Origin of the sequence: Thermovibrio guaymasensis (genome assembly GCF_003633715.1) — a bacterium.
In the GTDB taxonomy this organism is placed as follows: Bacteria; Aquificota; Aquificia; order Desulfurobacteriales; family Desulfurobacteriaceae; genus Thermovibrio; species Thermovibrio guaymasensis.
Window position 1 is genome coordinate 22,012 of record NZ_RBIE01000002.1, and the last position, 24,736, is coordinate 46,747.

29 protein-coding genes and 3 tRNA genes are annotated in these 24,736 nt (G+C 43.8%); 14 read left to right on the forward strand and 18 right to left on the reverse strand.

The annotated features are described in order from the left end of the window. Positions 1-4: 4 nt before the first annotated feature. From C7457_RS05190 to pgsA, 10 genes are read right to left on the reverse strand one after another with little or no spacing between them, the layout of a single operon-like run. Positions 5-1,588: an AMP-dependent synthetase/ligase gene (locus C7457_RS05190; RefSeq protein WP_121170765.1), complete on the reverse strand. Its 1,584-nt coding sequence runs from the start codon at positions 1,586-1,588 to the stop codon at positions 5-7. Between the two features lie 10 nt (positions 1,589-1,598). Further along, on the reverse strand, positions 1,599-1,886 hold the full coding sequence (locus C7457_RS05195) for an RNA-binding S4 domain-containing protein (RefSeq protein WP_121170767.1): 288 nt from the start codon (positions 1,884-1,886) through the stop codon (positions 1,599-1,601). Further along, the gene (locus C7457_RS05200) at positions 1,795-2,127 is read right to left on the reverse strand and encodes a LapA family protein (protein ID WP_121170769.1); all 333 of its coding nucleotides are present in this window, start codon (positions 2,125-2,127) and stop codon (positions 1,795-1,797) included. Before C7457_RS05200 ends, C7457_RS05195 begins: the two co-directional genes overlap by 92 nt. Positions 2,128-2,136: 9 nt before the next feature. Further along, positions 2,137-2,598, reverse strand: coding sequence for a DUF4149 domain-containing protein (locus C7457_RS05205; protein WP_121170771.1), 462 nt, complete (start codon positions 2,596-2,598; stop codon positions 2,137-2,139). Between the two features lie 53 nt (positions 2,599-2,651). Beyond that, positions 2,652-2,846 (reverse strand): ATP-binding protein, encoded by a 195-nt coding sequence (locus C7457_RS05210; protein ID WP_121170772.1) that lies wholly within the window; start codon positions 2,844-2,846, stop codon positions 2,652-2,654. Further along, a complete protein-coding gene (gene folD / locus C7457_RS05215) occupies positions 2,843-3,700 on the reverse strand; it encodes a bifunctional methylenetetrahydrofolate dehydrogenase/methenyltetrahydrofolate cyclohydrolase FolD (protein ID WP_121170774.1) in 858 nt (285 codons plus the stop codon). The genes C7457_RS05210 and folD overlap by 4 nt, the downstream gene beginning before the upstream one ends. Further along, positions 3,666-4,478 carry a TIGR00282 family metallophosphoesterase gene (locus tag C7457_RS05220; protein WP_121170776.1) on the reverse strand — a complete coding sequence of 271 codons (813 nt, stop codon included), beginning with the start codon at positions 4,476-4,478 and terminating at the stop codon, positions 3,666-3,668. The genes folD and C7457_RS05220 overlap by 35 nt, the downstream gene beginning before the upstream one ends. Beyond that, on the reverse strand, positions 4,466-5,047 hold the full coding sequence (gene coaE / locus C7457_RS05225) for a dephospho-CoA kinase (protein WP_245939600.1): 582 nt from the start codon (positions 5,045-5,047) through the stop codon (positions 4,466-4,468). Before coaE ends, C7457_RS05220 begins: the two co-directional genes overlap by 13 nt. Continuing rightward, entirely contained in the window at positions 5,031-6,092 is a 1,062-nt protein-coding gene (locus C7457_RS05230) for an AI-2E family transporter (protein WP_121170780.1), read from the reverse strand. Before C7457_RS05230 ends, coaE begins: the two co-directional genes overlap by 17 nt. After that, entirely contained in the window at positions 6,085-6,624 is a 540-nt protein-coding gene (pgsA, locus tag C7457_RS05235; protein ID WP_121170782.1) for a CDP-diacylglycerol--glycerol-3-phosphate 3-phosphatidyltransferase, read from the reverse strand. The genes C7457_RS05230 and pgsA overlap by 8 nt, the downstream gene beginning before the upstream one ends. Positions 6,625-6,645: 21 nt before the next feature. Between pgsA and nadC the strand changes: the two genes are divergently transcribed. Both nadC and C7457_RS05245 read left to right on the forward strand, forming a co-directional pair. After that, positions 6,646-7,509 (forward strand): carboxylating nicotinate-nucleotide diphosphorylase, encoded by an 864-nt coding sequence (gene nadC / locus C7457_RS05240; protein ID WP_121170784.1) that lies wholly within the window; start codon positions 6,646-6,648, stop codon positions 7,507-7,509. After that, a complete protein-coding gene (locus C7457_RS05245) occupies positions 7,496-8,080 on the forward strand; it encodes a CvpA family protein (RefSeq protein ID WP_121170786.1) in 585 nt (194 codons plus the stop codon). The genes nadC and C7457_RS05245 overlap by 14 nt, the downstream gene beginning before the upstream one ends. On the opposite strand, the gene gap is transcribed toward C7457_RS05245, so the two are convergent. After that, positions 8,064-9,071, reverse strand: coding sequence for a type I glyceraldehyde-3-phosphate dehydrogenase (gap, locus tag C7457_RS05250; protein ID WP_121170788.1), 1,008 nt, complete (start codon positions 9,069-9,071; stop codon positions 8,064-8,066). The genes C7457_RS05245 and gap overlap by 17 nt on opposite strands. Before the next feature lie 65 nt (positions 9,072-9,136). On the opposite strand from gap, the gene C7457_RS05255 reads away from it, so the two are divergent. The 5 genes from C7457_RS05255 to ahcY are packed head-to-tail and all read left to right on the forward strand — an operon-like array spanning position 9,137 to position 15,437. After that, complete coding sequence (locus tag C7457_RS05255; protein ID WP_121170789.1) at positions 9,137-10,285, forward strand: sensor histidine kinase; 1,149 nt, start codon at positions 9,137-9,139, stop codon at positions 10,283-10,285. A 35-nt stretch (positions 10,286-10,320) separates the two neighbouring features. Further along, entirely contained in the window at positions 10,321-12,618 is a 2,298-nt protein-coding gene (gene bamA / locus C7457_RS05260; RefSeq protein ID WP_121170792.1) for an outer membrane protein assembly factor BamA, read from the forward strand. A 12-nt stretch (positions 12,619-12,630) separates the two neighbouring features. Then, positions 12,631-13,170, forward strand: coding sequence for an OmpH/Skp family outer membrane protein (locus tag C7457_RS05265; protein WP_121170794.1), 540 nt, complete (start codon positions 12,631-12,633; stop codon positions 13,168-13,170). Continuing rightward, positions 13,167-14,168 (forward strand): UDP-3-O-(3-hydroxymyristoyl)glucosamine N-acyltransferase, encoded by a 1,002-nt coding sequence (gene lpxD, locus C7457_RS05270; RefSeq protein ID WP_121170796.1) that lies wholly within the window; start codon positions 13,167-13,169, stop codon positions 14,166-14,168. The genes C7457_RS05265 and lpxD overlap by 4 nt, the downstream gene beginning before the upstream one ends. A gap of 9 nt (positions 14,169-14,177) precedes the next feature. Further along, the gene (gene ahcY, locus C7457_RS05275; protein WP_121170798.1) at positions 14,178-15,437 is read left to right on the forward strand and encodes an adenosylhomocysteinase; all 1,260 of its coding nucleotides are present in this window, start codon (positions 14,178-14,180) and stop codon (positions 15,435-15,437) included. A gap of 89 nt (positions 15,438-15,526) precedes the next feature. Here the strand turns inward: ahcY and C7457_RS05280 are convergent. The 3 genes from C7457_RS05280 to C7457_RS05290 all read right to left on the reverse strand — a co-directional run bounded on the left by C7457_RS05280 (position 15,527) and on the right by C7457_RS05290 (position 15,809). Continuing rightward, positions 15,527-15,621 (reverse strand) — tRNA-Ser (locus C7457_RS05280). Between the two features lie 12 nt (positions 15,622-15,633). After that, positions 15,634-15,709 (reverse strand) — tRNA-Lys (locus tag C7457_RS05285). Positions 15,710-15,714: 5 nt separating this feature from the next. Continuing rightward, positions 15,715-15,809: transfer RNA gene (locus tag C7457_RS05290), tRNA-Ser, on the reverse strand. Between the two features lie 63 nt (positions 15,810-15,872). Between C7457_RS05290 and C7457_RS05295 the strand changes: the two genes are divergently transcribed. The 7 genes from C7457_RS05295 to C7457_RS05325 all read left to right on the forward strand — a co-directional run bounded on the left by C7457_RS05295 (position 15,873) and on the right by C7457_RS05325 (position 22,793). Beyond that, positions 15,873-16,043: a Trm112 family protein gene (locus C7457_RS05295; protein ID WP_121170800.1), complete on the forward strand. Its 171-nt coding sequence runs from the start codon at positions 15,873-15,875 to the stop codon at positions 16,041-16,043. Between the two features lie 89 nt (positions 16,044-16,132). After that, entirely contained in the window at positions 16,133-17,185 is a 1,053-nt protein-coding gene (gene rlmN / locus C7457_RS05300; RefSeq protein ID WP_121170802.1) for a dual-specificity RNA methyltransferase RlmN, read from the forward strand. Between the two features lie 15 nt (positions 17,186-17,200). Continuing rightward, positions 17,201-18,136 carry a class 1 fructose-bisphosphatase gene (gene fbp / locus C7457_RS05305; RefSeq protein WP_121170804.1) on the forward strand — a complete coding sequence of 312 codons (936 nt, stop codon included), beginning with the start codon at positions 17,201-17,203 and terminating at the stop codon, positions 18,134-18,136. 19 nt (positions 18,137-18,155) lie between these two features. Next, positions 18,156-19,463 (forward strand): NAD(P)/FAD-dependent oxidoreductase, encoded by a 1,308-nt coding sequence (locus C7457_RS05310; protein ID WP_121170806.1) that lies wholly within the window; start codon positions 18,156-18,158, stop codon positions 19,461-19,463. 3 nt (positions 19,464-19,466) lie between these two features. Beyond that, positions 19,467-20,336 (forward strand): Ppx/GppA phosphatase family protein, encoded by an 870-nt coding sequence (locus C7457_RS05315; RefSeq protein WP_121170808.1) that lies wholly within the window; start codon positions 19,467-19,469, stop codon positions 20,334-20,336. Positions 20,337-20,340: 4 nt separating this feature from the next. After that, positions 20,341-22,344, forward strand: a complete 2,004-nt coding sequence (gene ppk1 / locus C7457_RS05320) for a polyphosphate kinase 1 (protein WP_121170810.1) — start codon at positions 20,341-20,343, stop codon at positions 22,342-22,344. Continuing rightward, positions 22,320-22,793 carry a SixA phosphatase family protein gene (locus C7457_RS05325; protein ID WP_121170812.1) on the forward strand — a complete coding sequence of 158 codons (474 nt, stop codon included), beginning with the start codon at positions 22,320-22,322 and terminating at the stop codon, positions 22,791-22,793. Before ppk1 ends, C7457_RS05325 begins: the two co-directional genes overlap by 25 nt. Here C7457_RS05325 and C7457_RS05330 read toward each other — a convergent pair. Genes C7457_RS05330 through C7457_RS05345 form a run of 4 tightly spaced genes read right to left on the reverse strand, consistent with a single transcriptional unit; the run spans position 22,783 to position 24,731 of the window. Then, positions 22,783-23,124: a hypothetical protein gene (locus C7457_RS05330; RefSeq protein ID WP_121170814.1), complete on the reverse strand. Its 342-nt coding sequence runs from the start codon at positions 23,122-23,124 to the stop codon at positions 22,783-22,785. The genes C7457_RS05325 and C7457_RS05330 overlap by 11 nt on opposite strands. Positions 23,125-23,181: 57 nt before the next feature. Then, the gene (locus C7457_RS05335) at positions 23,182-23,922 is read right to left on the reverse strand and encodes a tRNA1(Val) (adenine(37)-N6)-methyltransferase (RefSeq protein WP_121170816.1); all 741 of its coding nucleotides are present in this window, start codon (positions 23,920-23,922) and stop codon (positions 23,182-23,184) included. Continuing rightward, positions 23,915-24,226 carry a hypothetical protein gene (locus C7457_RS05340; protein ID WP_121170818.1) on the reverse strand — a complete coding sequence of 104 codons (312 nt, stop codon included), beginning with the start codon at positions 24,224-24,226 and terminating at the stop codon, positions 23,915-23,917. Before C7457_RS05340 ends, C7457_RS05335 begins: the two co-directional genes overlap by 8 nt. A gap of 10 nt (positions 24,227-24,236) precedes the next feature. Continuing rightward, entirely contained in the window at positions 24,237-24,731 is a 495-nt protein-coding gene (locus C7457_RS05345; RefSeq protein WP_121170820.1) for an RNase A-like domain-containing protein, read from the reverse strand. Between the last annotated feature and the right edge of the window lie 5 nt (positions 24,732-24,736).

Genomic DNA, 24,736 nt, shown 5'->3' on the forward strand with positions numbered 1-24,736 from the left:
ACTCCTAGAACTCTCTCCAAACTTGAGGCAACAAGAACCTCTTAAGCTTCCCTATTCTGGTCCTGGGTAGCTCCCTATCAACGACCTTAAACTCCTTAACCCTCTTGTAGGGCTGAAGGTGCTTAGTAGCTCTCAGTATCTCCTCCCTTATAAACTCCCTAACGTTATCAATACCCTCTTGAACTAGGAGTTCAAAGTCGGGGCGAACCAGAGCTCTAATCTTCCCTTCCTCACAGAAAACTCCAACTTCAAGTATGTAGGGACTCTTTAAAATCTCAAGCTCAATGTCTTCAGGGTAAACGTTCTTTCCGCTCTCCAGGACTATCACATCCTTAGCCCTTCCGGTAATGTGGATAAATCCATCTTCATCTACATAGCCAAGGTCACCGGTATAAAACCACCCATCCCTTATGACTCTCCTAGTCTCCTCCGGCTTGTTGTAGTAACCTTTCATAACGTTTGGACCTTTAACGGCAATCTCGCCACTTTCGGTAACCTTCACTTCAACCCCATCAACCGGTACTCCAGCAGAACCTATCTTCTTCTTATCAGGCCTGTTAACAGAGATAAGTGGAGAAGTCTCCGTTAAACCGTAACCTTCAAGTACGTTAAATCCCATAGCCTCAAAATCCCTCCAGACCTCTTCACTCAGTTTTGCTCCTCCACTAATCATAAACCTAAGGTGTTTTCCTATCCTATCGTGAACTTGCTTAAAGAACTTCCTTTTAAGAGGCTGCGCTCCTACTTTCCTAAAGAGCTTTAGAGCTCCCTCTACAGCTTTCCTCTTTAGGGAAGGAAGTCTTTTTATTTCCGCCATTATGTTGTGGTGAATTACCTGGTATAGCTTTGGAACACCTATCATTATTGTAATTCTCTGCTCGTTCATCGTAGAGAGAATTTCCGCTGGAGTAAGCTTTTCAATGAAAACTACCGGAAGCTTAAGTGAAAGGGGAAGTAAAACTGTAGTCATTAGAGGATAGGTGTGATGGAAGGGCAAAATCGCTATGAATCTATCCTTGTCGTTAAGGAAACCCAATTTTTCAACGGCCTTAACGTTATGGTCAAGGTTACCTAAGGTCAACATAACTCCCTTAGGGTTTCCGGTAGTACCGGAAGTGTAGAGAATAACCAGCACGTCTTCCTCATTCCTGTCTACAAACTCAAGAGAGTTTGTGGGAGGTCTCAAATCTTTATCTACGTTTATAACCTTTACGTGGTAACCTATATCTTTAACCGCTTCCCTTACCTTTCCTTCGTTCTGACTACTCGTTATAACGTAACGGGGTTGTGAATCCTTAAAGATGTTAAAGAGCTCCTCACTTGAAAGGAGGTAGTCAACCGGAACGGCAATTCCCCCCTTGAAAATAACGGCGTAGAAGGAGGAAATCCACTCTGGCCTGTTCTCCATGAAGATAACAGCCCTATCCTCCTTTGAAAGGTCCTTTAAAGCCTCCTGAAGGGAAATTACCTGTTTCTTAAAATCACTGTAAGTTATGGGGTAATACTTACCGCCCCTCTTTCCAATTAAGATTTCCTTTTCGGGATTCTCTTTGATATTTTCATAGACCTTCTCGTAGAAAGTTTTCATCCCAGAGCTCCTAAATGAGGTCTATTATCTCTCTGATATCCTTCTTCCTATCCTCTAGAACCTGTATGAGCTCTTTTGCTTTTTTCTTTGAAACGTTCTTCCCCTGAGGGATTTCAACGACTTTAAACTTAAAGTATCTGGTCAACGTATCTATTTCAACTTCATCGCCGACTGAAATCTCCCTTGAGGCCTTAACGCTCTTTCCATTAACCTTTACCATTCCCTTGTCGCACATCTCCTTTGCTAAGCTCCTCCTCTTTACCACCCTGCTTAACTTGAGAAACTGGTCTATCCTCACTCTGTCCTCTCCTTTTAAGGTTTGAAGGGATTGAGAAGATTTTGAGTATTAGGGACAAAAACCCTGCCGTTAGAAAGCCTGAAACGAAGGAGAAAACTATAACGACGAAGAGCTTAGTATGAAAGACTCCTACGAAGGGAACTGATACGTCAACGTCCTGAAAGTTCTGAAGGGCAAAGAGGGAAACTCCCACAACTATTACAGCAACGATAATAGAGTACAGGTTCTGCTTAAAAGTCATGATAAACCTCTAAAAGGTCAAGTAAAGTCCGGTTATGCCAACTACCATAAGCCCCAAAACCAGCGTAAGGCCGTTAAGGGCCATTGATAGTCCGTGGAGTTTAAGGAAATTATCGTAGTAACTCTTGTCTTTAGTCCTGTAGTACTCAACCTTTAAAAGGGAAGCCTTTGGAACTATTAAAAGACCATTTAAGAAGTTTAAGAGGTTCATTAAGAGAAGCAGAGAAAGGTTGAGCCAACTTATGGCATTTAGTGAACCTTTAGTAAGGACGTAGAAAGAGAGTAAAGCAGTCAGGCCAAAAATGTAGCCAACACCGAAGTACTTTGGGAAAACTGCCCCTGTGTACTTACCGGCTTCCTCCTTCGGAAGGACTTTAAAGGCCATTGGAGCTCCAATAACTGTAAAGAAAAAGAGGCCTCCAACCCAAAGAGAAACCGAGTAAATGTAGAGGGACTTTAGCAGAAAGTACAAACCTCACCTCATTAATAGTTTTTCGTTAGAGAAATAATAACAAAGGACTTCAATCAGAGGTCTGTCCACTTTAACGTTATTACGTCAACGGGACAGTTCTCAACGCAGATTCCACACCCGTTACAGAGCTCAGGGTACATAACGACGGCCTTATCTGAGCTCATAACAAAAACGCCGTTCGGACAAACCTCAACACAAATTCCGCAACCTATACAGCCTTCACTCTCAATGTAAGGGATAACCTTCAAATACCGTGCCTCATCTTAAATGCTTTTACAGTGTTGTAAAGGAGCATTGTTATAGTCATCGGCCCAACTCCACCAGGAACGGGAGTAATTGCCGAAGCCTTCTCCTTCACAGCTTCAAAATCTACATCTCCCACTATCTTACCATTTAACCTGCTGATTCCAATATCAATAACGACTGCTCCATCTTTGACCATCTCTGCTTTAATTAAGTGTGGAACTCCGGTAGCAACACAGAGGATATCTGCCTTTTTAGTGTAGAATGCTAAGTCCTGGGTGTATACGTGGCAGACGGAGACTGTAGCGTTTGCGTTTAGGAGCATATTTGCAAGGGGCTTTCCGACAATATTACTGTGACCCACCATCACAGCGTTCTTTCCTTGGAGCTCTATACCGTACTCCTCAAAGAACTTCATAACCCCTGCAGGAGTGCAGGGCATTAAACCCTCATCGTAGAGACCAAGCATACACTTACCTGCGTTAAGGGGATGAAAACCGTCAACGTCCTTCTCGGGAGAGATGTAGTTTATAACCTCTCTACAGGATAGGTGTTTAGGAAGGGGAAGCTGAACTATTATTCCATCTACATCTTTGTTATCGTTAAGCTCCTTTACAACCCTGTTTAACTCCTCTTGAGTAATCGTTTCTGGTAGTTTCTTGTCAAGAGAGTTTATCCCTACCTTCTGGCAGGCCTTTATCTTATTCCTCACGTAAATCTCACTTGCAGGGTCGTTTCCAACTAAAACCACCGCAAGGGTAGGCGCCCTTCCAAACTTCTCCTTTAAGTACTCTACCTCTTCCTTTAACTCCCCTCTAATCTTCTCAGAGAGAACTCTCCCGTCTAGTATAACTGCCATCTCCTCTCCTCTCGTAAACTTGGTAAACTCTTTCGTAGTTCCTAACCTCAAGCTCCTCATCAACTTCAAACGTGACTCCGCAGACCTGAATTAGGGGGGCCTTCTCGGGAACTTTAAACCTAACCGGAAGCTGCTTTATAAACCTCTCTATCCCTTCCTGAGACTCCATACCGATAACTGTGTTAACCGCTCCAGTCATACCTGCATCTGTCATGTAGAGGGTTCCTTTTGGCAGTAGCCTTAGGTCTGCAGTCTGAACGTGGGTATGGGTTCCGAAAACTGCAGTAGCTCTTCCATCAACGTAGAAACCGAAAGCCTGTTTCTCAGAAGAGGCCTCCCCGTGAAAGTCAACTATAACTAAATCAGCCTTTTCCTCCTCAAGGATAGAGTCAAAAACCCTAAAGGGGTTATCAAGACACTCCATAAAGACCCTTCCCATTAAATTGACAACTAAAACCTTTACTCCCTTAACCTCAAGAGTCATATAGCCCTTACCGGGAGTTCCAGGAGGGTAATTTGCAGGCCTTAGAATTGGAAAGTCGTCTATAAATTGAAAGACATCTTTTTTATCAAACGTGTGATTTCCGCCGGTTATCACGTTTACGCCGAAACTTAAAAGAGCCCTAACTGTCTTCTCAGTAAGGCCGAATCCCCCGGCAGCGTTCTCACCGTTGGCTATAACCAGGTCAAACTCCCCTTTTCTCTCCTCAAGCCAAATTTGAAGGGCCCTCCTGCCCGGCCTTCCGACGATGTCACCTATAAATGCTATCCTAAGCAACTTTCCTCCAGTTCAGCCAAAAGGTAATCTACCTGCTCCTTCAGGTGAAGGAGATCTCTAGTGTTACATATAAAGAAGTTGGAGTATTTTAACTTTTCTGAGTAAGGAAGTTGAAGAGAATCTCTCCTCAAAGCCTCTTTTAGTCCAAACCTCCTTGCAGCCCTTAAGAGCCTCTGGCCTTTATAGGCAAAAACTAAAACAACCTTATCAAAAAGGTAAGTCCAGCCATACTCAACCATTACTGCTGCTTCTACAAAGGCCAACTTGCCGGAAAACTCTTCCTTAACTCTTAGAATTCTCTCTTTTATAAGTGGGTGGGTAATTGAAGTTAGGAGCTTTAGCTTTTTTTGGTCTGAAAAAACGATACTTCCAAGCTTCCTCGTATCAATTTCCCCGTTGTTCTTTAAGATTTCACTCCCAAAGGCTTTAACGACTAAAGGGTATGCCTTTCCCCCCTTCTTCAAAACCTCTTTCCCAAAATCGTCTGCACTGTAAACGGGATAGCCTCTCAGAGATATAAACTTAGATAGAGTTGACTTTCCGGAACCTATATTACCCGTTATCCCCACAAGCAACGCCGCTCTCCTTCTTCGTAAGGAAACTCTCAAAGATTGGAACCAAAGTAACGGCAAGGGGAACGGAAATAACAATTCCGAGAAAGCCTCCCAAGTAACCGCCGACGAAAAGTGAAAAGAGGATTAAGAGGGGGTTAACTCCTGTAGTTCTACTCATTATAACTGGGTAGATTAAGTTCTCAAGGCCTGCCTCTGTTAGGAAAACTATCACAACTCCTATAACTGCTCCCAAGGTTCCGTTGTCAAAGATAGCTAAGAGAAGGGAGGGAATGAGGCCAGAGAAGAAGCCAACGTAGGGTATCATGTTGAGGGCTCCTGCGATAAAACCGATTAAAAAGGCATACTTTATCCCAACCAGGTAGAGGCCAAAGGCTATGTAAAAACCTACAAAAACAGCTACGGCAAGTTGACCAATAAGGTAGCTAGATAGGGAATCGTGAACCTTTTGAAGGAGCTCCTTAAGCTCACACTGTATTTTCTTAGGGGCAAGAACAATGTAGAGTCTCACGAGCTTATCGGCATTAGTTAAGAAGTAATAGGTTAAAAACGGAATTAAAACTACGTTAATTACGATGGAAATTACCGAAAAAACACCTGAAAAGAACCTTGAAACTAAGTTACCTATGGGAAGGTTTCCCAGCCTCTGATAAACCTCCTTTATTACTAACTGAAGGGTTTCCGAGTTAAAGTGCAGTTTCTTGGAAAAATGTTGACCAAAATACTTGTAGAAGAAGTAATCAAGCTTTTTCCCGAGAGTAGGAAGGTAGTCTATAAAGCTTTGAACCTGAGTAATCACTGTAGGCAAAATCACAAAGATAGCAATAAAGAGGATTAAGAAAAGGGTTAAAATAGTTAAAATTGCAGAAATAGTTTTCCTACCCTTTGTATTCCTCTTAAAGAAGAGGTAAACCGGCCAGGAGACGTAAGAGAGGGCCATTGCAATAAAGAAGGGAAGTAGAGCAGGCTTAAGTATAAAGAGGGTCAATATCAAAATAGCGATAGTAAGGAACAGGTAAATTTCTGCAAAGTACTTACTCACTGCTAAGCTCCCTAATCCCCCTAAAAGTGTAGATAACAGCCGATACAACGGTAAAGAACCCGGTCAAAACAAACAGGACTTCAAAAATGTACCTTGGAATGAACTTAAAGTTCAAGTTAAAGAGAACCAGAAAGAGGGTAAAGAATTGAAAAAATGCAGTTAGCTTACCTAAGAAGTTAGGCCTTATTCTGTCAAGCCTTCCAAAAGCTGAGAGTAACCACCCTCCAAAAAGTAATAGAACGTCCCTACTGATAACAGTAATGCTCAACCACACGGGAATTGCCCTATCAAAGTAGGAAAGTAAGAAAAACCCTGAGTCTATAAGGGCCTTATCCGCAACAGGGTCAAGGATTACCCCCAGTTTTGTTATTTGGTTTAAACGCCTTGCTAGGAAACCATCAAGGGCATCGCTTAAAGCTGCCATAACGAAAACGGCAAAGGCCAACTTGAAATTGTGGTAGAAAGAGGCCATAATGAAAACCGGTATCAAGAAAACCCTTACAAGAGTTATAAGGTTAGGAACGCTGAGCAATACTCTTCCTCCGGAGGTTTTATGAATACTTTAGTACTCAGGGAGACAATTTTAAACTTTCTGAAGGAGGATCTGGGAATAACCGGTGACTGGAGCTCTCTAAACCTAAAGGGAAAGAAATTAAGGGGAACAATAGTTGCAAAAGAAGAGTTTATACTCTGCGGAACCTTCCTATTTGAAGAAGTAATTAGAACACTTGATACTGAGGCAGCCTTCAGGTGGAAGTTTAAGGATGGGGAAAGGGTTAAAAAAGGGGTAATCGGAGAAGTAGAGGCTGATGGGTGCGCCCTCTTATCTGCTGAAAGGACCGCCCTAAACCTTCTTCAAAGGCTAAGCGGAATTTCAACAAAGACTAGAGAAATGGTAGAAATCCTCAAAGGCAGTAGGGTAAAACTACTTGATACGAGGAAAACAACTCCCGGACTGAGGGTACTTGAAAAGTACGCAACGAAGGTAGGAGGAGTCTTGAACCACAGGTTCGGCCTTTTTGATGCAGTGATGGTGAAGGATAATCACATAAAGGCCTACGGAAGCCTTGAAAGGGCGGTCGTTGAAATAAGGAAGTCAATTCCCGTAACGATGAAAGTTGAAGTAGAGGTTGAAAGTGAGGAACAGTTAAATCAGGCCCTAGCAGTTATTGATCTTATTGATATCGTAATGCTTGACAACTGGGAAATAGGTAAGGTTGAAGAAGCAGCGAGGAAGTTAAAGGAGAGGAAACCTTCACTTAAAGTAGAGCTCTCAGGCGGCATTAACGAGGAGAAGCTAAAACTAGTTAAGGACTTACCGATAGATTTTGTCTCAACCAGCAAGGTAATAACAGGTGCTAAGTGGGTAGATATAAGCCTGGAGGTGGAAAGAGTTGACAACGATGAACGTCCTTGATGCCTTGATAATAGTAATCCTGGGATGGAACTTAATAAGGGGATTCAACAAAGGTTTCGTTGAAGAGGTAGTCTCACTAATAGGTATCGCAGCCAGCCTTGTACTCTCCTACAAGCTTGCACCGATAGTGGCAAATTTCCTAGTAAACAAACCAGACTCCAAAACTATGGTTCTAACAGGCTTCTTCATCTACCTAATATTCTTCGCAGTAGCCAAGTACGTAGCTTTCCTCATTGAGAGAAGAACGAAGGACAGTCCATTTGGAAGACTCAACAGCCTGCTAGGTTTTTTCTTCGGAATCTTTAGGGGAATTCTTTTAGCCTCAATTGTCGTATTCGCAGTTGCAATAGTTTCTCCAGATAGCTACTTAATTAAAAAGAGTTCATTGGGAGGGCTATCAGTTCCAATTATTGACAAAACCTTGAAAGTTCTTGACGGGAAGGTTGAGAAACACTGGAGGAAAAACTGGCAGATTGCAAAGGCCTACCTGATAAAGAATTTCCAGGAGTTTAAGAAGGAAATCCTCCCCGCAGCCGGGGAGGAGGTAAAGAAGGTTAAAGACCACATTTAGCTATGTACTCAATTAAGTCAACGAGCCTGCAGGAGTAACCCCACTCATTGTCGTACCAAGCAATAACTTTAACCAAATTACCGTTAATAACGTCGGTAGAAAGAGCATCTACGATACTTGAGTGGGGGTTACCCATAAAGTCAATTGAGACTAAAGGCTCTTCACAGTACTCAAGAATCCCCTTTAACTCTCCCTCAGCAGCCGCTTTAAGGGCTCCGTTTACCTCCTCGGGAGTTACCTCTTTCTTAACAACACAGACAAAGTCAATGAGTGAAACGTCGGGAGTTGGAACCCTTATTGAGATTCCGTTAAACTTACCTGCAAGCTCAGGTATAACAAGACCGACAGCCTTAGCAGCTCCGGTTGTAGTTGGAACCATGTTTACAGCAGCAGCCCTTGCACGCCTTAAGTCCTTATGGGGAGCATCAAGGAGCCTCTGATCCATAGTGTAGGAGTGAACAGTCGTTAGGAAACCGGACTCTATCCCAAAGTTCTCAAGGAGAACCTTTGCAACAGGGGCAAGGCAGTTTGTAGTACAGGAGGCGTTTGAAATTATGTTGTGCTTCTCAGGGTTGTAGTCCTTATGGTTTACTCCCATAACAATTGTAATGTCAGGTTCCTTTGCAGGAGCAGAGATAACTACCTTCTTAGCACCAGCCTTTAAGTGCTTGCCGGCTCCTTCCCTGTCCCTAAACCTTCCGGTAGCTTCAAGGACAACGTCAACCTCAAGGTCTTTCCAGGGGAGCTCCTCAGGGTTAGGATCTGAGAAAACCTTTATTGACTTACCGTTAATGACAATGCTGTCCTCTTCAGCGTAAACCTCAGCATCAAACTTACCGTGAACTGAATCGTACTTTAAAAGGTGGGCAAGGGTTTTAGCATCGGTAAGGTCATTAATTGCAACTACTTCCACATCGGAACGGCTGTGGGCAATTCTAAAGAAGCTCCTTCCAATCCTTCCAAAACCGTTAATTGCAACCCTGACGGCCATAGTTCCTCCCTGCGATTTTTGGCTTAATGATAAACTTTCTAAAAAACATTTTCAAAGGAGAGCCTTTGGAAGGTATATACGCCGGGTTAATCCTATTCCTCCTTACTTTACTATTGATTTTTGGATACATTGCCCTAAAAGAGAAGGAAAGGTCTGCTAGGCTCTTAAGAGAGCTCAGGAAGGAAAGGAAGAAGGAAAAGGGGAAGAAGGAAGACCGACTAAAGCTCCTCTCAAGGGCCCTTTCATTAATAAGGGAGGGTATTGTAGTAATGGACCCTTATGGAAGGATCCTCTTTACAAATAGGTTTGCAAGGGAGCTCCTTGATATTGATAAAAACGCTAACGGAAAGTTCTTCTACCAGGCAATAAAGAACTTTGACGTTGTATCACTAATAAACGAAGCCTTCAACGAAAAATACAGGGTATGGCAGGAAAGGAAGATAAAGGATAAGTACGTTCAGGTAATTTTCGGTTCAGACATGGATGAAAAAGTCTTACTCCTCATTGACCTTACCCCTATGAAGAAATATGAAAACCTAAAAAAGGACTTCATAGCTAACGTTTCCCATGAGCTAAAGACTCCTCTAGCAGCGTTAAAACTCTCCTTAGAAACCATAGAGAACGAGTGCAGTGAAAACCAAAGGGCTATGAACTTCATAAATAGGGCCCTTGAGAGGATTAACTACATGGAACAGTTAATAGAGGACCTCATAACCCTTTCTCAGCTTGAAAGTATAAACGTAAAGGTAAAGTTTGAGGAAGTAGAACTCCTCCCGCTGGTAAGGGAAATCCTTAAAGGGCTGTCCGATTTTATCTTGAAGAAAGAGATAAAAGTTGAATTTAAAATACCAGAAGGGGCAAAGCTTTTTGCCGATAGGAAGATGCTCTACGCCGTTTTAAAGAACTTAATAGACAATGCCATAAAGTACAACAGGAAGGGAGGGAAGGTAGTAATTGGCTTTAGGGAACACAAAAACGAAAATGAAGTCTACGTCTGCGACACCGGATACGGAATTCCAAAATCGCACATACCCTTCATATTTGAGAGGTTTTACAGGGTTGAACGCTCCCGCTCAAGGAAGTCTGGAGGGACGGGACTCGGCCTATCAATAGTTAAGCTAGCAGTGGACAGGATGGAAGGAAGCGTTGAAGTTGAGAGTAAGGAAAACGAGGGAACCTGTTTTAGAGTTTACCTACCAAAAAGGGAGCTGTGATATTATTACCGCCAAGTAAGTAGCCTGGGGGCAGTATGAGAAGAATTGCTCTTTTAATAGTCTTAGTTCTGGGGATACTATCACAGGGAGCTCCTGCACAGGAAGAGTTTAAAGGGAAAGTCGTTGAAAAAGTAATAGTAATAGGAAACGAAGCCGTCCCAAAGGAAACTATCCTCTACTACATATCTGAAAAGCCGGGAAAGAAGTTCTCACCCAAACAGGTGGCAAAAGATATTAAAAACCTATTTAAGCTGGGATACTTTGAAAATATCTCCGTTGACGTTAAAGAGGGCAAAAGAGGGGTAATCCTCAGGTACTTCGTAAAGGAAAAACCGGTAATTACAGACATTGTCTTTAAAGGAAACAAGGCAATAAGCTCAAAGAAGCTCAAAGAGGAACTTGGACTTATCAGCGAAGAGGGAGAAGAGACAAAACTTCAAAAACCCTTAGACTACAAATACCTAGACCAGTTAAAGCAGAAAATAGAGGAAATCTACCTCAAAAAGGGATATCCGGGAACAGAGGTTTACTACACAATAGAGAGGGTTTCACCGACAAAAGCAGTTGCAACCTTTGTAATATCTGAAGGTCAGAAGGCAAACGTCTGCTCAATTGAGGTAAAGGGAAATAGGGAGATAAGTTCAGGTGAAATTGAAAACGTTCTAGTAACAAAGCCTAAATCAATACTAAGACTCAGGTTCAACGCTCCACTTTCCCAGTCCAATCTGGAAGAAGACGTAAAGAGAATAAGGGAGCTCTACTACAAGGAAGGTTACCTTGACGTAGAGGTTGGAGAACCTCAGGTAGTTAAGGTTGGAAAGGGATGTTACAAGGTTATCTACCAGATAGTTAAGGAAGGAAAGCCCTACAAGTTTGGAAAGGTAGAGTTTGAAGGGAATAGGCTCTTTTCAAGGAAGGACCTCCTTAAGCTCAGTAAGAAGGTAAGGCCCGGAAAGAGGTTTAACAGGGAAGCCGTGGACAAACTAGTAAGAAAAATAATTAGGAAGTACGGGGAGCTCGGCTTTATCTTTGCAAACGTAGTTCCTGAAGTTAAAGTCCACCCTGAAACCTACACGGCAGACGTTACCTTCCACATCTACGAGGGAGAAAGGGCTTACGTAAGGTGGATAAACATTAAAGGGAACGTCTCAACAAGGGACAGGACAATAAGGAGAGAACTAGACCTTTACGAAACTGGAATATTCAACACGATAAGGCTTGAGCGTTCAATAAGGAGGCTGTTTAACACAGGTTACTTTGAGAACGTTGACGTAAAGCCAAAGGTAGTTGAGGGAACGAATAAGGTAGACGTAAACGTTAACGTTAAGGAAAGGCTTACAGGAATGTTCTCAGTAGGAGCAGGCTACAGCTCCGTTTCAAGACTTGTGGCAATGGTAGGACTATCAAAGGGCAACCTTTTCGGAACAGGAGATTCAGGCTCAATAAACCTTCAGGCGGGCTCAAAGGTATTTGACTTCTCCTTTTCTTACAACCACAAGTGGTGGCTTGACAAACCTCAAACCCTTTCCATAGGGCTTTACAACACAAGGTACGAGTACTTTACGTACACAAGTAAGAAAACGGGCTTTTCAGCACTGGTTAGCAGAAGATTCTGGGAAGACTGGAAGGCCGGAGTAGGCTACACGATAGAGAAGGACAAGATTACAGACATTGATGAAGACGCTCCAAACATAATTAAAGAGGAAGAGGGAAGCGAAACGATAGGCCTTGCAACCGCCTTCGTTTCAAGGGACTTAAGGGATAACAGGTTCCTTCCCCATAAAGGGGACTACATAAAGTTAACAACTCAAGTTGCAGGGGATTACCTCTTCGGAGATAAGAACTTCTACAAGGTAATCGGTGAGTACGCCTACTACTTCAACTTTAACGATTTACCAATAGATTTGGAGCTGCCCTTCATAGCATCGGTCCACGCTAAAGTAGGTTATGCAGAGGCCTTTGGAGATACCTCAAGGCTCCCAATTGACTACAGGTTCTACGTTGGAGGGGACACGAGCGTGAGGGGATTTAAGTGGGGTGAAGCCGGTCCAAAGGACAAAGACGGCGACCCCGAAGGTGCCAACAGGGAACTCATCTTTAACTTTGAACTCGGATACGACGTAACGAGGATGCTAAGGCTAATCTCATTCGTTGACGTAGGAGGAGGTTGGTGGGATAAGTACAAACTTGGAGACATGAGGAAATCTGCAGGACTTGGTATAAGGGTCTTAACTCCAATGGGACCGATCAGGCTTGATATAGGCTGGAAGTTAGATAGGAAAAGTGGAGAGAGCTCTTCCCAGTGGCACTTTGGAATGGGAAGTTACTTCTAAGGAGGTTCTAATATGAAGAAACTATTTACTGTAGGCCTTATAGCGACTTTAGCATTTGGAACTCTTAACCCAGCAGTGGCTAAAACTTCAAAGGCTCAAAACCAGCAGTTTGTAGTTTACTACGTTGATATGCAGAGGATAGTTAACGAGTCTGCAAAGGGCAAACAGGCAAAGAGTCTCCTTGAGGCTAAAATAGCAAAGGCAAGGAGGAAGATAGAGTCCCTCCAGAAAGAAATTGAGAAGATAAAGAAAGACCTCTCCTCTCCTGTCCTCAGCAAAGAGGCAAAAGAGCAGAAAGAGACAGAGCTTCAGCAGAAGATAAGGGAGCTCCGAAGGTTTCAACAGGATGCCCAGATAGAGATAGCAAACCTTGAGAAGAAGTACACCTACGAAATTATTAACGAGGCGGTTAAGGTAATAAAGAACTACCAGAAGGATCACAGGATACCGATGATAATAGAGGCCAGAGAGGCAGGAATAATTGCTGCTGACCCTAAGTACGATCTTACAGAGAAGATAATTAAACTCTACGACCAGCAGGCAGGAAAATGAAGTTAAGAGAGCTTGCCGAGAAGTTCGGGTGCAGATTAGTTGGAAACGGAGAAACTGAGATAACGGGAGTTGCAGAAATTCACAGGGCTGGTCCCGGCCAGATTACCTTCTTAACAAACCCCAGGTATAAAAAGTTCCTCAAAGGAACAAAGGCCTCTGCAGTTCTAACCGGTAGCGAAATTAAGGAGATAAAGATACCTCAGCTTATCTGCGAAGAGCCCTACGTCGTCTTTGCAAAGCTCCTAGCCCTCTTTTACCCGGAAAAGCTGCCTGAACCTCAGATCTCACCTAAAGCTTCAATTTCCAAAACAGCTAATATAGGTAATAACTGCTACGTAGGGGATTTTGCCTTTATAGGGGAAAACACGACCATAGGGGACAACTGCTTCATATTTCCCGGCGTTTACGTAGGTAACAACTGTCAAATAGGTAAGGGAACGGTTATCTTTCCCAACGTTTCAATCTACGACGGAACGGTAATAGGAAGGGGAGTGAGGGTTCACTCTGGAACCGTAATCGGCTCAGACGGTTTCGGATACGCCTTCAGCAAAAAGGAGATGAAAATATACAAAGTTCCTCAAAGGGGAAGGGTAGTTATTGAGGACTTCGTTGAAATAGGCGCCAACACGACGATAGACAGGGGAACGATAGGGGAGACCTTAATAGGTGAAGGAACGAAAATAGATAATCTAGTTCAAATAGGCCACAACGTAAAGATAGGAAAATACTGTTTCATAGTCTCCCAAGTTGGAATTTCCGGAAGTACGAAGATAGGGAACTTCGTTACCCTTGCAGGGAAAGTCGGAGTTGCCGGCCACATTGAAGTTGGGGATAACATAACCGTAGGCGCCAAGTCAGGGATTACAAAGAGCCTAAAAGAGCCGGGAACTTACGCAGGATTTCCAGCAAGGCCCTACAGGGAATGGAGGAAAATTCAAGCCTTAATTGATAGGCTTCCGGAAATTTACGAAAAGGTAAAAAGACTCTTAAAGAGCTAAGGAGGAAAGATGGAGTTCCACGTTAAGGACTTAAACCTTGCAGATGAGGGTAAGAAGAGGATAGAATGGGCCGAAATGGACATGCCGGTTCTCAGGAAGGAGATAAGGAAGAGGTTTATGGAGGAGAAGCCCCTCAAAGGAATAAGAATCGGAGCTTGCCTCCACGTTACAACGGAAACCGCCAACCTAATGAGAACCTTAAAGGAAGGGGGAGCTGAAGTTTACCTCTGCGCCTCAAACCCCCTATCAACTCAGGATGACGTAGCAGCGGCCCTAGTTAAGCACTACAACATTCCAGTTTTTGCCATAAAGGGAGAGGATGAGGAAACTTACTACATACACATTGAGGAGGTCTTAAAGAGGAGACCTAACATAACGATGGACGACGGTGCAGATTTAATATCTACACTCCACATGAAACACAGAGAGCTTATACCTGAAGTAATTGGAGGAACCGAGGAGACAACAACCGGCGTAATCAGGTTGAGGGCGATGGCAAAGGACGGAGCTCTCACCTACCCAGTAATAGCCGTAAATGAGGCCTTAACGAAACACCTCTTTGACAACAGGTATGGAACCGGACAGTCAACGATAGATGGAATTTTAAGGGCGACAAACAGGCTCATTGCAGGTTCTACCTTCGTTGTGGCAGGTTACGGTTGGTGTGGTAAGGGCGTTGCAATGAGGGTTAAAGGAATGGGAGCTGACGTAATCGTCACTGAGGTTGACCCGATTAAGGCCATTGAAGCAAAGATGGACGGATTTAGGGTAATGACCATGCTTGAGGCTGCAAAGATTGGAGACTTCTTCTGTACAGTTACCGGTAATATCCACGTAATAAGGGAAGAACACTTTAAAGTAATGAAGGACGGAGCAATAGTCTGCAATTCAGGGCACTTCAATGTTGAGATTGACATACCGGCACTTGAGAAGTTGGCCATTAAGAAGGAGAGAATAAGGCCATTCGTTGACGAGTACACTTTAGATGACGGAAGGAGAATTTACCTGCTTGCCGAAGGTAGGCTCGTCAACTTGGCAGCAGCTGAGGGACATCCGGCTTCAGTTATGGATATGAGCTTTGCCAACCAGGCCCTAAGTGCAGAGTATTTGGTCAAAGAAGGGAAGAACCTAGAACCAAACGTCTACACCGTTCCGGAACACATAGATAGAAGCGTTGCAGAACTTAAGCTCAAATCTATGGGAATAGAGATAGACCAGTTGACCCCCGAACAGGTAGAGTATCTGAACTCTTGGGAGATGGGAACTTAAGGTAAGAAACGCAAATAAAAAAGCCCCGCTTAAGCGGGGCTTTTCATTTTTAAGGGAATTGGCGCCCGCAATGGACGATTAAGGCTTGATGGCGGAGAGGGCGGGATTCGAACCCGCGGTACGGGCTTTAACCCGTACACCCGCTTAGCAGGCGGGCGCCTTCAGCCAGCTCGGCCACCTCTCCAAAAAAATAAAGTGGTGAGCCCGGGAGGATTCGAACCTCCGACCTACGGATTAAAAGTCCGTTGCTCTACCAGCTGAGCTACGGGCCCATTAGTGGCGGAGGGGGAGGGATTTGAACCCCCGGAGGGCTGGTTAGGCCCTCAGGTGATTTCAAGTCACCCGCCTTCAGCCAGACTCGGCCACCCCTCCGCGTTGCGATTAAGAAAGATATGCCCTATGTTTTAGTGTGTCAAGCCATCTTTGGAGGTAATTATGATTCCTGAAGAGCTCCTAAAAGTCCTTGCATGCCCAAAGTGTAAGGGAGACCTGGAGTACAGAGAGAAGGAGCAAAAGCTCATATGCCATAAGTGTAAGCTGGCATACCCGATAGTTGACGACATTCCAGTAATGCTCATAGACGAGGCTGAGGAAATTGATGAGTAAGTTAAGCCTTGGCCTTTCTGTCCTCATAACGGTTGTCTTTATCGGTTCAACCCTTTACGGAATCTACAGAACTATTAAGAGGAGAAGAGATGGAGAAAGTTGATATAAAGAGTTTGACTATGGAAGAACTAAAGGACTTTGTAAAGGAACTGGGGCTTGAAAGCTACAGGGCAAAGCAGATAGCCCAGTGGCTCTACAAAAAGAGAGTTTCCTCATTTGAACAGATGACCAACCTATCAAAGGAGGTAAGGAAGCTCCTTTCGGAAAAAGCTGAACTCCACCCCCTTAAACTAGTCAAAGTAGAGGAATCCTCAGACGGAACGAGAAAGTACCTATTTGAGCTAAGAGATGGAAACAGAATAGAGAGCGTATTCATTCCGGAAAGGGGATGGAACACCATTTGCGTTTCCACACAGGTCGGGTGCCCCATCGGATGTAAGTTCTGCTTAACTGCAAAGGACGGGTTCACCAGGAACCTTACTCCATCGGAAATCGTTGAACAGTACATAGCAGTCCAGAGGGACGTAGGAGAGGAGAGGAGGATTTCAAACGTCGTTTTTATGGGAATGGGAGAGCCCCTTTTAAGCTTTGATAACGTTAAGAAAGCCGTTGAAATCATGACCAACAGAGATATGCTGGACTTATCAACCAGGAAGTTAACTATTTCAACCGTTGGAATAGTTCCGGGGATTGAAAGAATGGCAAAGGAGATGAACAGAGTAAAACTTGCAATCTCCCTACACGCAACGACCGATGAGGTAAGGAACTACCTGGTTCCCGTCAACAGAAAATACCCGATTAGCAGGATAATGGAAGTTCTAAGGAAATACCCTGCAGATAACAACAGGAGAATAATGATTGAGTACGTTATGCTGAAAGACGTTAACGATTCTCTGGAAGACGCAAAAAGGCTTGCAAAGATGGTCAAAGGCCTACCAGTTAAGGTAAACCTGATACCCTTCAACCCTTACCCTGGAGCTCCCTTTGAGCCAACACCGAGGGAAAAAATTGAAGAGTTTCAGAAAGTTCTGTGGGACAGGAACATAGCAGCCTTCATTAGGGAATCAAGGGGCCAAGACATATCGGCAGCATGCGGAATGCTAAGGACGAAGGAGAGAGGCTGTAAAATAACAGAAAACTAGAGCGGGGAGGAAAAGATGGCCGTTCCACTTTCAGTTTACCTGTTTCAGAAGAAGGAAGAGATGGAGTGGCTGGACGATGAACTCATACTCCTATTAAACGAGATAGCCACCGCTACAAAGGAAATTGCAGGAAAAGTAAGGAAAGCAGGACTCCTCGGAGTACTTGGAAGTGCCGGAAAGGTTAACGTTCAGGGAGAGGAAGTCCAAAAGCTTGATGAACTTGCAAACGAAATCCTGATTGAGAGCTTAAAGAACTGCGGCAAAGCATGCCAGATAACATCGGAAGAGGTAGAGGACTGCCTCATAGTTTCTGAGAAGGGTTACGCAGTAGCCTTTGACCCCCTTGACGGTTCCTCAAACATTGACGTTAACGTAAGCATCGGAACAATCTTCTCAATACAGAAGGACAGTATTATGAAACCTGGTAGAGAGCAGGTTGCTGCAGGCTACGTAATTTACGGACCGTCAACTATGCTCGTAATGAGCCTAGGAAGGGGAGTCGTTGCCTTTACACTCGATCCAGAAAGCGGCAATTACCTACTCTCCCACCCAGAAGTAAAGATGCCTGAGAAAGGAAAGATCTACTCAATAAACGAGGCCAACAGGAACAAGTGGACAAATGAAGGTTTGAGGAGGTTCGTAGATTCACTAAAAGAGGAGAAGTACACGCTAAGGTACGTCGGTTCAATGGTTGCTGACGTCCACAGAACCCTATTTAAAGGTGGAATCTTCATTTACCCTGCAGATAAGAAGAACACCAGCGGTAAACTTAGGCTCCTTTACGAGGCAAACCCAATGGCCTTCTTAATTGAACAAGCCGGTGGAATGGCCTCAACCGGAGAGAAACCGATTTTAGAAGTCGTTCCTAAGGAGCTCCACCAGAGAGTCCCGGTGATTTTGGGAAGTAAGTGGGAAGTAGAAAAGTGCCTTGAGTTTATAGGGCAGGAATAACCTATCTGAGGAGGAGGAGATGGAGTTTTACGATGTAGTAATCGTTGGAGGAGGACCTGCAGGGTTTAACGCTGCAAAAACAGTAAGGGGGCTCTACCCCGAAAAGGAACTTTTACTGATAAACGACAGGGAAGACCTGCAAATTCCCTGTTCAATTCCCTACGTAATCGGTGGAAAGGTCCCTTTAGAGAAGAACGTATATCCCCTTGAAAAGGTTAGGGAGTTCGGCAAGCTTCTAATTGATAGGGTAACAGCTGTTGAGCCTAGCTCCGGCACCATCTTTACTCCAAAAAAGAGGATAAGGTACGAAAAGCTCATCCTATCAACCGGCTGGCTACCAAGGAGGTTAAACGTACCCGGCTGCGACCTAAAAGGTATCTACTACATAGACACAACGACGCAGGGAGTTAGAAGGATAAAGGAAGAGGTTGAACGGGCAGAGAAAATTACACTTATTGGGGCTGGTTTTATCTCACTGGGTTTTGCAGACCAAATAAGCCAAAACTTTAAAGGAAAGGATATTTTTGTAATTGAGGCATCAAATCACATTGCTTCTGGAGTCTTTTCAGAGGAAACTGAGAGGGAGATAGAGGAAAAACTCAGGAAACAGGGAGTAAAGGTTCTAAAGAACCAAAAGGTGGAAGGGTTTAAAGGAAAGGAGAGAGTAGAGGAGGTCATCACTAAAGAGGGAAGCATTAAAACAGACCTGGTTTTAACCTTCATAGGGTTTATTCCAAATACAAAACTTGCAGTTGATGGAGGAATAAAGGTAGACAACCGTGGCTTTATAGAGGTTGACCATTTCCTAAGGACATCTGCAGATAACGTTTTAGCTGCTGGAAACTGCATATCCCACCTGTGCTCCATTGACGGGAAGAAAATCCCAGGAATGCTCGCCTCAGTCTCGGCAAGAGACGGAAGAATTGCTGCTATAAACCTTTTAGGCCCCCAAGTTAAGGATAGGGGAATAGTTCCATCGGGAATAACCGAAGTTGGCGGAGAGTTCTTTGGTTTCTCAGGTTACACTAAAGGAGAGTTTAAAGGGAACAAAGTAATTTCTACAGATGCTTATCCGGGGTCATTCCCTGGGTGTAATCCCTTAACCGTTAAGCTCTTCTTTAACGACAAGGGCGAGCTGGTAGGAGGGGAGTTTAAAGGAAAGAGCAGGAGCGTTTGGGCACTCGTTGAGGTCGTAAACAGGTTAATTGAGGAGAGGAAGAGGGCAGTTGAGATTGCAAGTCTCCTTAACTCAGCCTTTCCACCAACAACTCCACCGCCTCTACTCCAGCCTCTTCAGGAGGTAGCCTTAAAAGCACTTAGGAGTTGAACTTTGAAAAAGGTTGCAGTAGTTGATATAGGCTCAAACACTGTAAAACTGTTTGTCTACCAGGTTAAGGGTGAGAAAATTAAGAAAATCTACTCAGAGTCAATATACTTAAGGCTTCTAAACTTCGTAGAAGGGAAGAGACTAAAGAAGGAAGGAGTAGAGAAGTTAAGGCTCGTCCTTGAGAGTTTCAGGGAGAGCCTTAAGGAGGTAAAACCCGACTGCACCATAGCCGTTGGTACTTACACCCTTAGGGTCATAGAGAACAGGAAGGAAGTTCTTGAGGCAATTGAAGACCTTTTTAAAGTGAAAGTTCTATCTGGGGAGGAAGAGGCCTACTACTCTGCTCTAGGAGCTCTCCTTGACGTAAAGCTGAAGGAAGGGCTTTTGTTTGACATCGGAGGTGGAAGTTTAGAGATCTGCGAAATTAAAGGGGGTAAGCCTAACTTCTGTAAGAGCTACCCCTTAGGAACCCTTGAGTTTAAAGAGGCTGTAAGGGAAGGGAGAGTTGAAGATCCTATCAGGATAAGGTGGAAAGTACGCCACTACGTTAACCCTTACGACTTTTCAATTTACGAGAGCGACAAGTTGGTAGGTGTAGGGGGAAGTATAAGGGCCCTTAAGAAAATTTCGGGGAAAAAGAGGATAAAAAAGAAACAGCTCAAAGAAATTACAGGAAGGTTAACTAAGATGAGCCCTGAAGAGATATCCAAAGCCTTCGGAGTTTCAATAAAGAGGGCCCAAACCGTTGCGGTTGCCTCAATTGTTGCTCTTGAGCTAATGGATATCTTTAAGTGTAAGGAACTGATAATTTCAAAGTACGGTTTAAGGGAAGGACTCGTCTACGAGACGGTAGTTCTAAAGGGGGAGTGCTAAAGGAATGGGAGAAGGAAAGCCAAAGGTAGATTTAAAGTCCCCGAAACTTTACATAAATAGGGAGCTCTCCTGGCTTGAGTTTAACAGGAGGGTCTTAGAGGAAGCTCAGGACAAAACGAACCCTCTACTAGAGAGGTTAAAGTTCATAGCAATTTTCTTTACAAACCTTGACGAGTTCTTCATGATAAGAGTTGCAGGCCTTAAGAAAATGGTCTCCGCAGGAATAAACAAACCTTCCTTTGACGGTTTAACTCCAAAAGAGCAGCTGAAGAAAATTTCAAGGAAGACGAGGGAGCTCCTAAAGGAAACTGAAAAAACCTACAAGGAACTCTTAACCCTCTTAAAGAAAGAAGGTATTCACATCTACACTTATAGGGAGCTCCCATCCAGGTTAAAGAAGAAGGCAGATAAGTACTTTAAAGAGTTTATCTTCCCCGTTTTAACTCCTCTTGCAGTTGACTTAACCCATCCCTTTCCTCACCTTCCATCCCTCTCCTTCAACATAATAGTTGAAATGATAGGGGAGGAGCTCCGCTTTGGCCTCGTTCCAATACCAAAAGTTCTCCCTCGCTTCGTTGAGCTTGAAGAGGGAAAGTTCGTCTACCTTGAGGAGGTAATCGTTAACCACCTTAAAGAGCTCTTCCCCCAACAGGAGATAAGGAGTTACGCCACCTTTAAAGTAACAAGAGATGCAGACATAGTAATCCAGGAAGACGAGGCTGACGACCTACTAGAGGCAATAGAGAAGGGGCTTAGGAACAGGAAATTTGGAGAGCCGGTTAGACTTGAAATAAACGGTGGTTCAGAGCTAACTATCTCCCTCTTAAAAGATGAACTTGAGTTGGGCGAAGATGACATTTACAGGATGAGAATTCCCCTCAAGCTATCGGACCTCTGGAGCCTTTATAAACAGGTAGATAGGCCAGACCTTAAGTTTACCCCTTACGTCCCGTACTACCCTCCTCAGTTTGAAGTTGAAGTATTCACGGCACTGAAGAACAGCAGTTCAATTCTCTTCCACCCTTACGAGTCCTTTGACCCAATAGTTGAGCTCATAGAAGAAGCTGCAGAAGACCCTAACGTCCTTGCAATAAAACAGACCCTATACAGGGTTGGAAGGAACTCCCCGATCGTTGAAGCCTTAAGTAAGGCAGCCCAAAAGGGCAAAGAGGTAACTGCAGTAGTTGAGCTAAAGGCCCGCTTTGACGAGGAGAGCAACATAGTTTGGGCAAGGAAACTTGAAGAGGACGGTGTACACGTAGTTTACGGAGTTCCCGGCCTTAAAACCCACGGAAAACTCCTAATGATAGTGAGGAAGGAAGAGGGAAAGATAAAGCGCTACGTTCACATAGGAACCGGCAACTACAACGTTGAAACGGCGAAGGTTTACTCGGACGTCAGCTACCTAACGAGCGATGAGACAATCGGAAGGGACGTTTCAAGGATATTCAACGTTATAACAGGCTACTTCCACCCTCCAGAGCTTAAAAAGCTCTACATATCCCCCGTTAACCTGAAGGAGAAAGTCCTATCCTTGATTGAAAATGAGAGGGAGAGGATAGTTGCAAAGATGAACTCCCTAGTTGACCCTGAAGTAATTCAGGCCCTCTACAGGGCCTCTCAGAGGGGAGTAAAGGTAGAACTCTTAGTCAGGGGAATATGCTGTTTAAGGCCCGGAATTGAAGGAATAAGTGAAAACATAAAGGTTATAAGTATCGTCGGGAAATACCTTGAACATGCAAGGATATTCTTCTTCCAGGGCCAAGATGAAGTCTACATAAGCAGTGCAGACTGGATGCCCAGGAACTTCCACAGGAGGGTTGAAACCCTTACTCCTATTGAGGAACCAAAGTTGAAAGAGAAGCTTAAGGAAATTCTGGAAATCCAGTTAAAGGATACTGCAAAGGCCAGAATCCTTCAGCCAGACGGTACGTACACAAGGCCAAAGAAGAGGGACTTTAACTCACAGGAGTACTTTGAAAGATGGGTAAGAGAGTATTCATTGTAAGACACGCTAAGGCTTTAAAGAGGGAAGAGTGGAAGGGTGATGACTGCAAAAGGCCCTTAACCAGAGAGGGTATTGAAGAGTTTAAGGCCTTTATTAAATGGCTTAAACCGATCTTCCCAAAGAAAGTTAAAGTCATCTCCTCTCCATGTGAAAGGGCCCTAAAAACCGCCGAAATCATATCAGAGCTCTTGAATGTAAAAGTTAAGGTTGACGAAAGGCTAAAGCCTGATGCCGAACCTGATGATTACCTATCTGTAATAAAGGAAAACAGGGGAAATTTAGCCTTAATAGGCCACGAGCCGGACATTTCGCTCTTTTTAAACTCAATTACCTGTATATCACCTGCAAAGCTTGCGTTTAAAAAGGGAGCAGTCGCAGAAGTAAGGAAGAAGGGAAGGGATTGGGAACTCTATTCAATCTTTAACCCAAAGAGCTTTTCTAGCTCTTAAAAGAACTGAAAGAGCTAATCGTTTTCTCCGATAGGCTCTTATACCTCAAGCTCTTCACTTCCTCTATATACTTTCTATATATAGGATTTTCCTCATCAAGCATTGATATAAAAACTAAATTTGAATAGTAAATCTCAATAGTATCAAGGAATGCAAGGAATCTCAAAGGATCAAGAGATATCAAAAATGCATAGTCTAAAACCTTCACGCTTCCTAGCTCTCCGTAAGTTTTTATATCCCCAGCATTCACCCCTACAATCTTATCTCCGTTGGCAAGGGATATTAAAATAGCCTTTGTCTTTCCAACCTCTTTGCTCTGATAACTACTCATACTTCCCCCTCTCCAAAGATGTTAAAAATTAAAGCTCTTACTTTAAATTTAGGAAACCTAAAGGAAAGAGGAATACTTCCTTTCAACCTCTTCAGTGTAAACCCTCTTAACTGCGTCTTTATAAACGATCAAGGGAGGTCCAACGGTAATCCCTTTACCTCCTCCCTTTAAACACTCTAGAAGAAAGAGGTTGGCCTCCCTACCTTCTTCAGGATAGATGAAGCGAAGCCTCTTAGGTTCAAGGGAGTACTTCCTGCAGAGACAAAGTCCATCAACAAACCGAACTGTAGGCAAAAGAAGGTAAAACCTTCCCTTATTTTTAAGTAGGTAAGAGGCAGCCTTAATGAAGTCCTCAAGAGTTGCAAAGAGCTCCTGCCTTGCAACTGCCCTATGGCCTCCTTTTGATAGACTTCCCCTTCCAACCTCTACAAAGGGCGGATTTGAGACTGCAACGTCAAACTCACCTGAACGGAAGAGCTTCTTAACGTCTCTAACGTTAAGGTGAACGGCCTCAAACCTATCTGAAACTCCGTTAACTTCAGCGTTCCTCTTTGAGAGGTAAACGTTTTCCTCAAGGACGTCAATACCTACAGCAGTAAGGTTGGGGTATTTAAGGAGAAGGAGGATAGGTATAACCCCACACCCTGTTCCAAGGTCAACTAACCTCTCTTCCCCCTTAACCCTAACAAAATCTGCAAGGAGAAAGGTATCAGTTCCAAACCTAAAGCCGTCCTTAAACTGATAGAACTTGCACTTTTCCTTTAAAAAAGTAGATAGGTCAAGCTTATTCCTATCCACAGAGCTTCCCTTTTATAGACAGGATGTACCTCTTAACCTGCCCCATCCACCTGAGAAAATCGTTGGTGTCGTCAAAGTAATAGTTTGCAACGTCACCCACAACGTGCTCAAAGTTTGCAGGATTGTTCTTTAAGAAATCTTCTATTTCCCTTATAAGTTCTTCAGCCTTTTCGCACTCTGTAACCTCTTCTCTTACTATATCCCAGTCAGATTTCCCCTCCTCTACACCGTAAGCAAAGGCTGCTAGGAGCGAATAGAGGTAAGGGTACTTCTCCTCAAAAACCCTCTCCTTCTCGTAGTCCACCTCATCCTCCCTACGAAGGATATGCAGTTAGAACTATAAAGCCGTAAGAATCATCCTTCTTTAATATAACCCTAACTCTATGGGAAGTAATCTTTCTGAATTTATTCCTAGTCACTCTCTCTACCTTAATTCCTACAGGTTCAGAGCAACTGTAAGTCAAAACCAGCTTGTCAGGAGAGTGTGGACTTTTCAACCAGGACACAATCTTATCCCTGTTAAAGTAAATAGCCCTTCTAACACACCTTTCAGCAGTGGCCAAATCGTAAAAGGAACTTGCCGCCCTTAACCTAGGCTCTTCCCTCAGCCTGTTTACCAGCCAACTGTAGTCCTTTCCAACGTGGCGGCGTATCGTGTGGCCCCCTACCCTCTCGTAAAATTCAAGCCCCTTGTATCCAAGTTCAGTTAATACCTTAACTTCCGAACTTTCACCAGTTTTACTTTCCTCAAAACACCCTCCTATGAGAAGGAAAGGAATGAGAAGTAAGAAAACTAAAATTTTCTTCACATCCT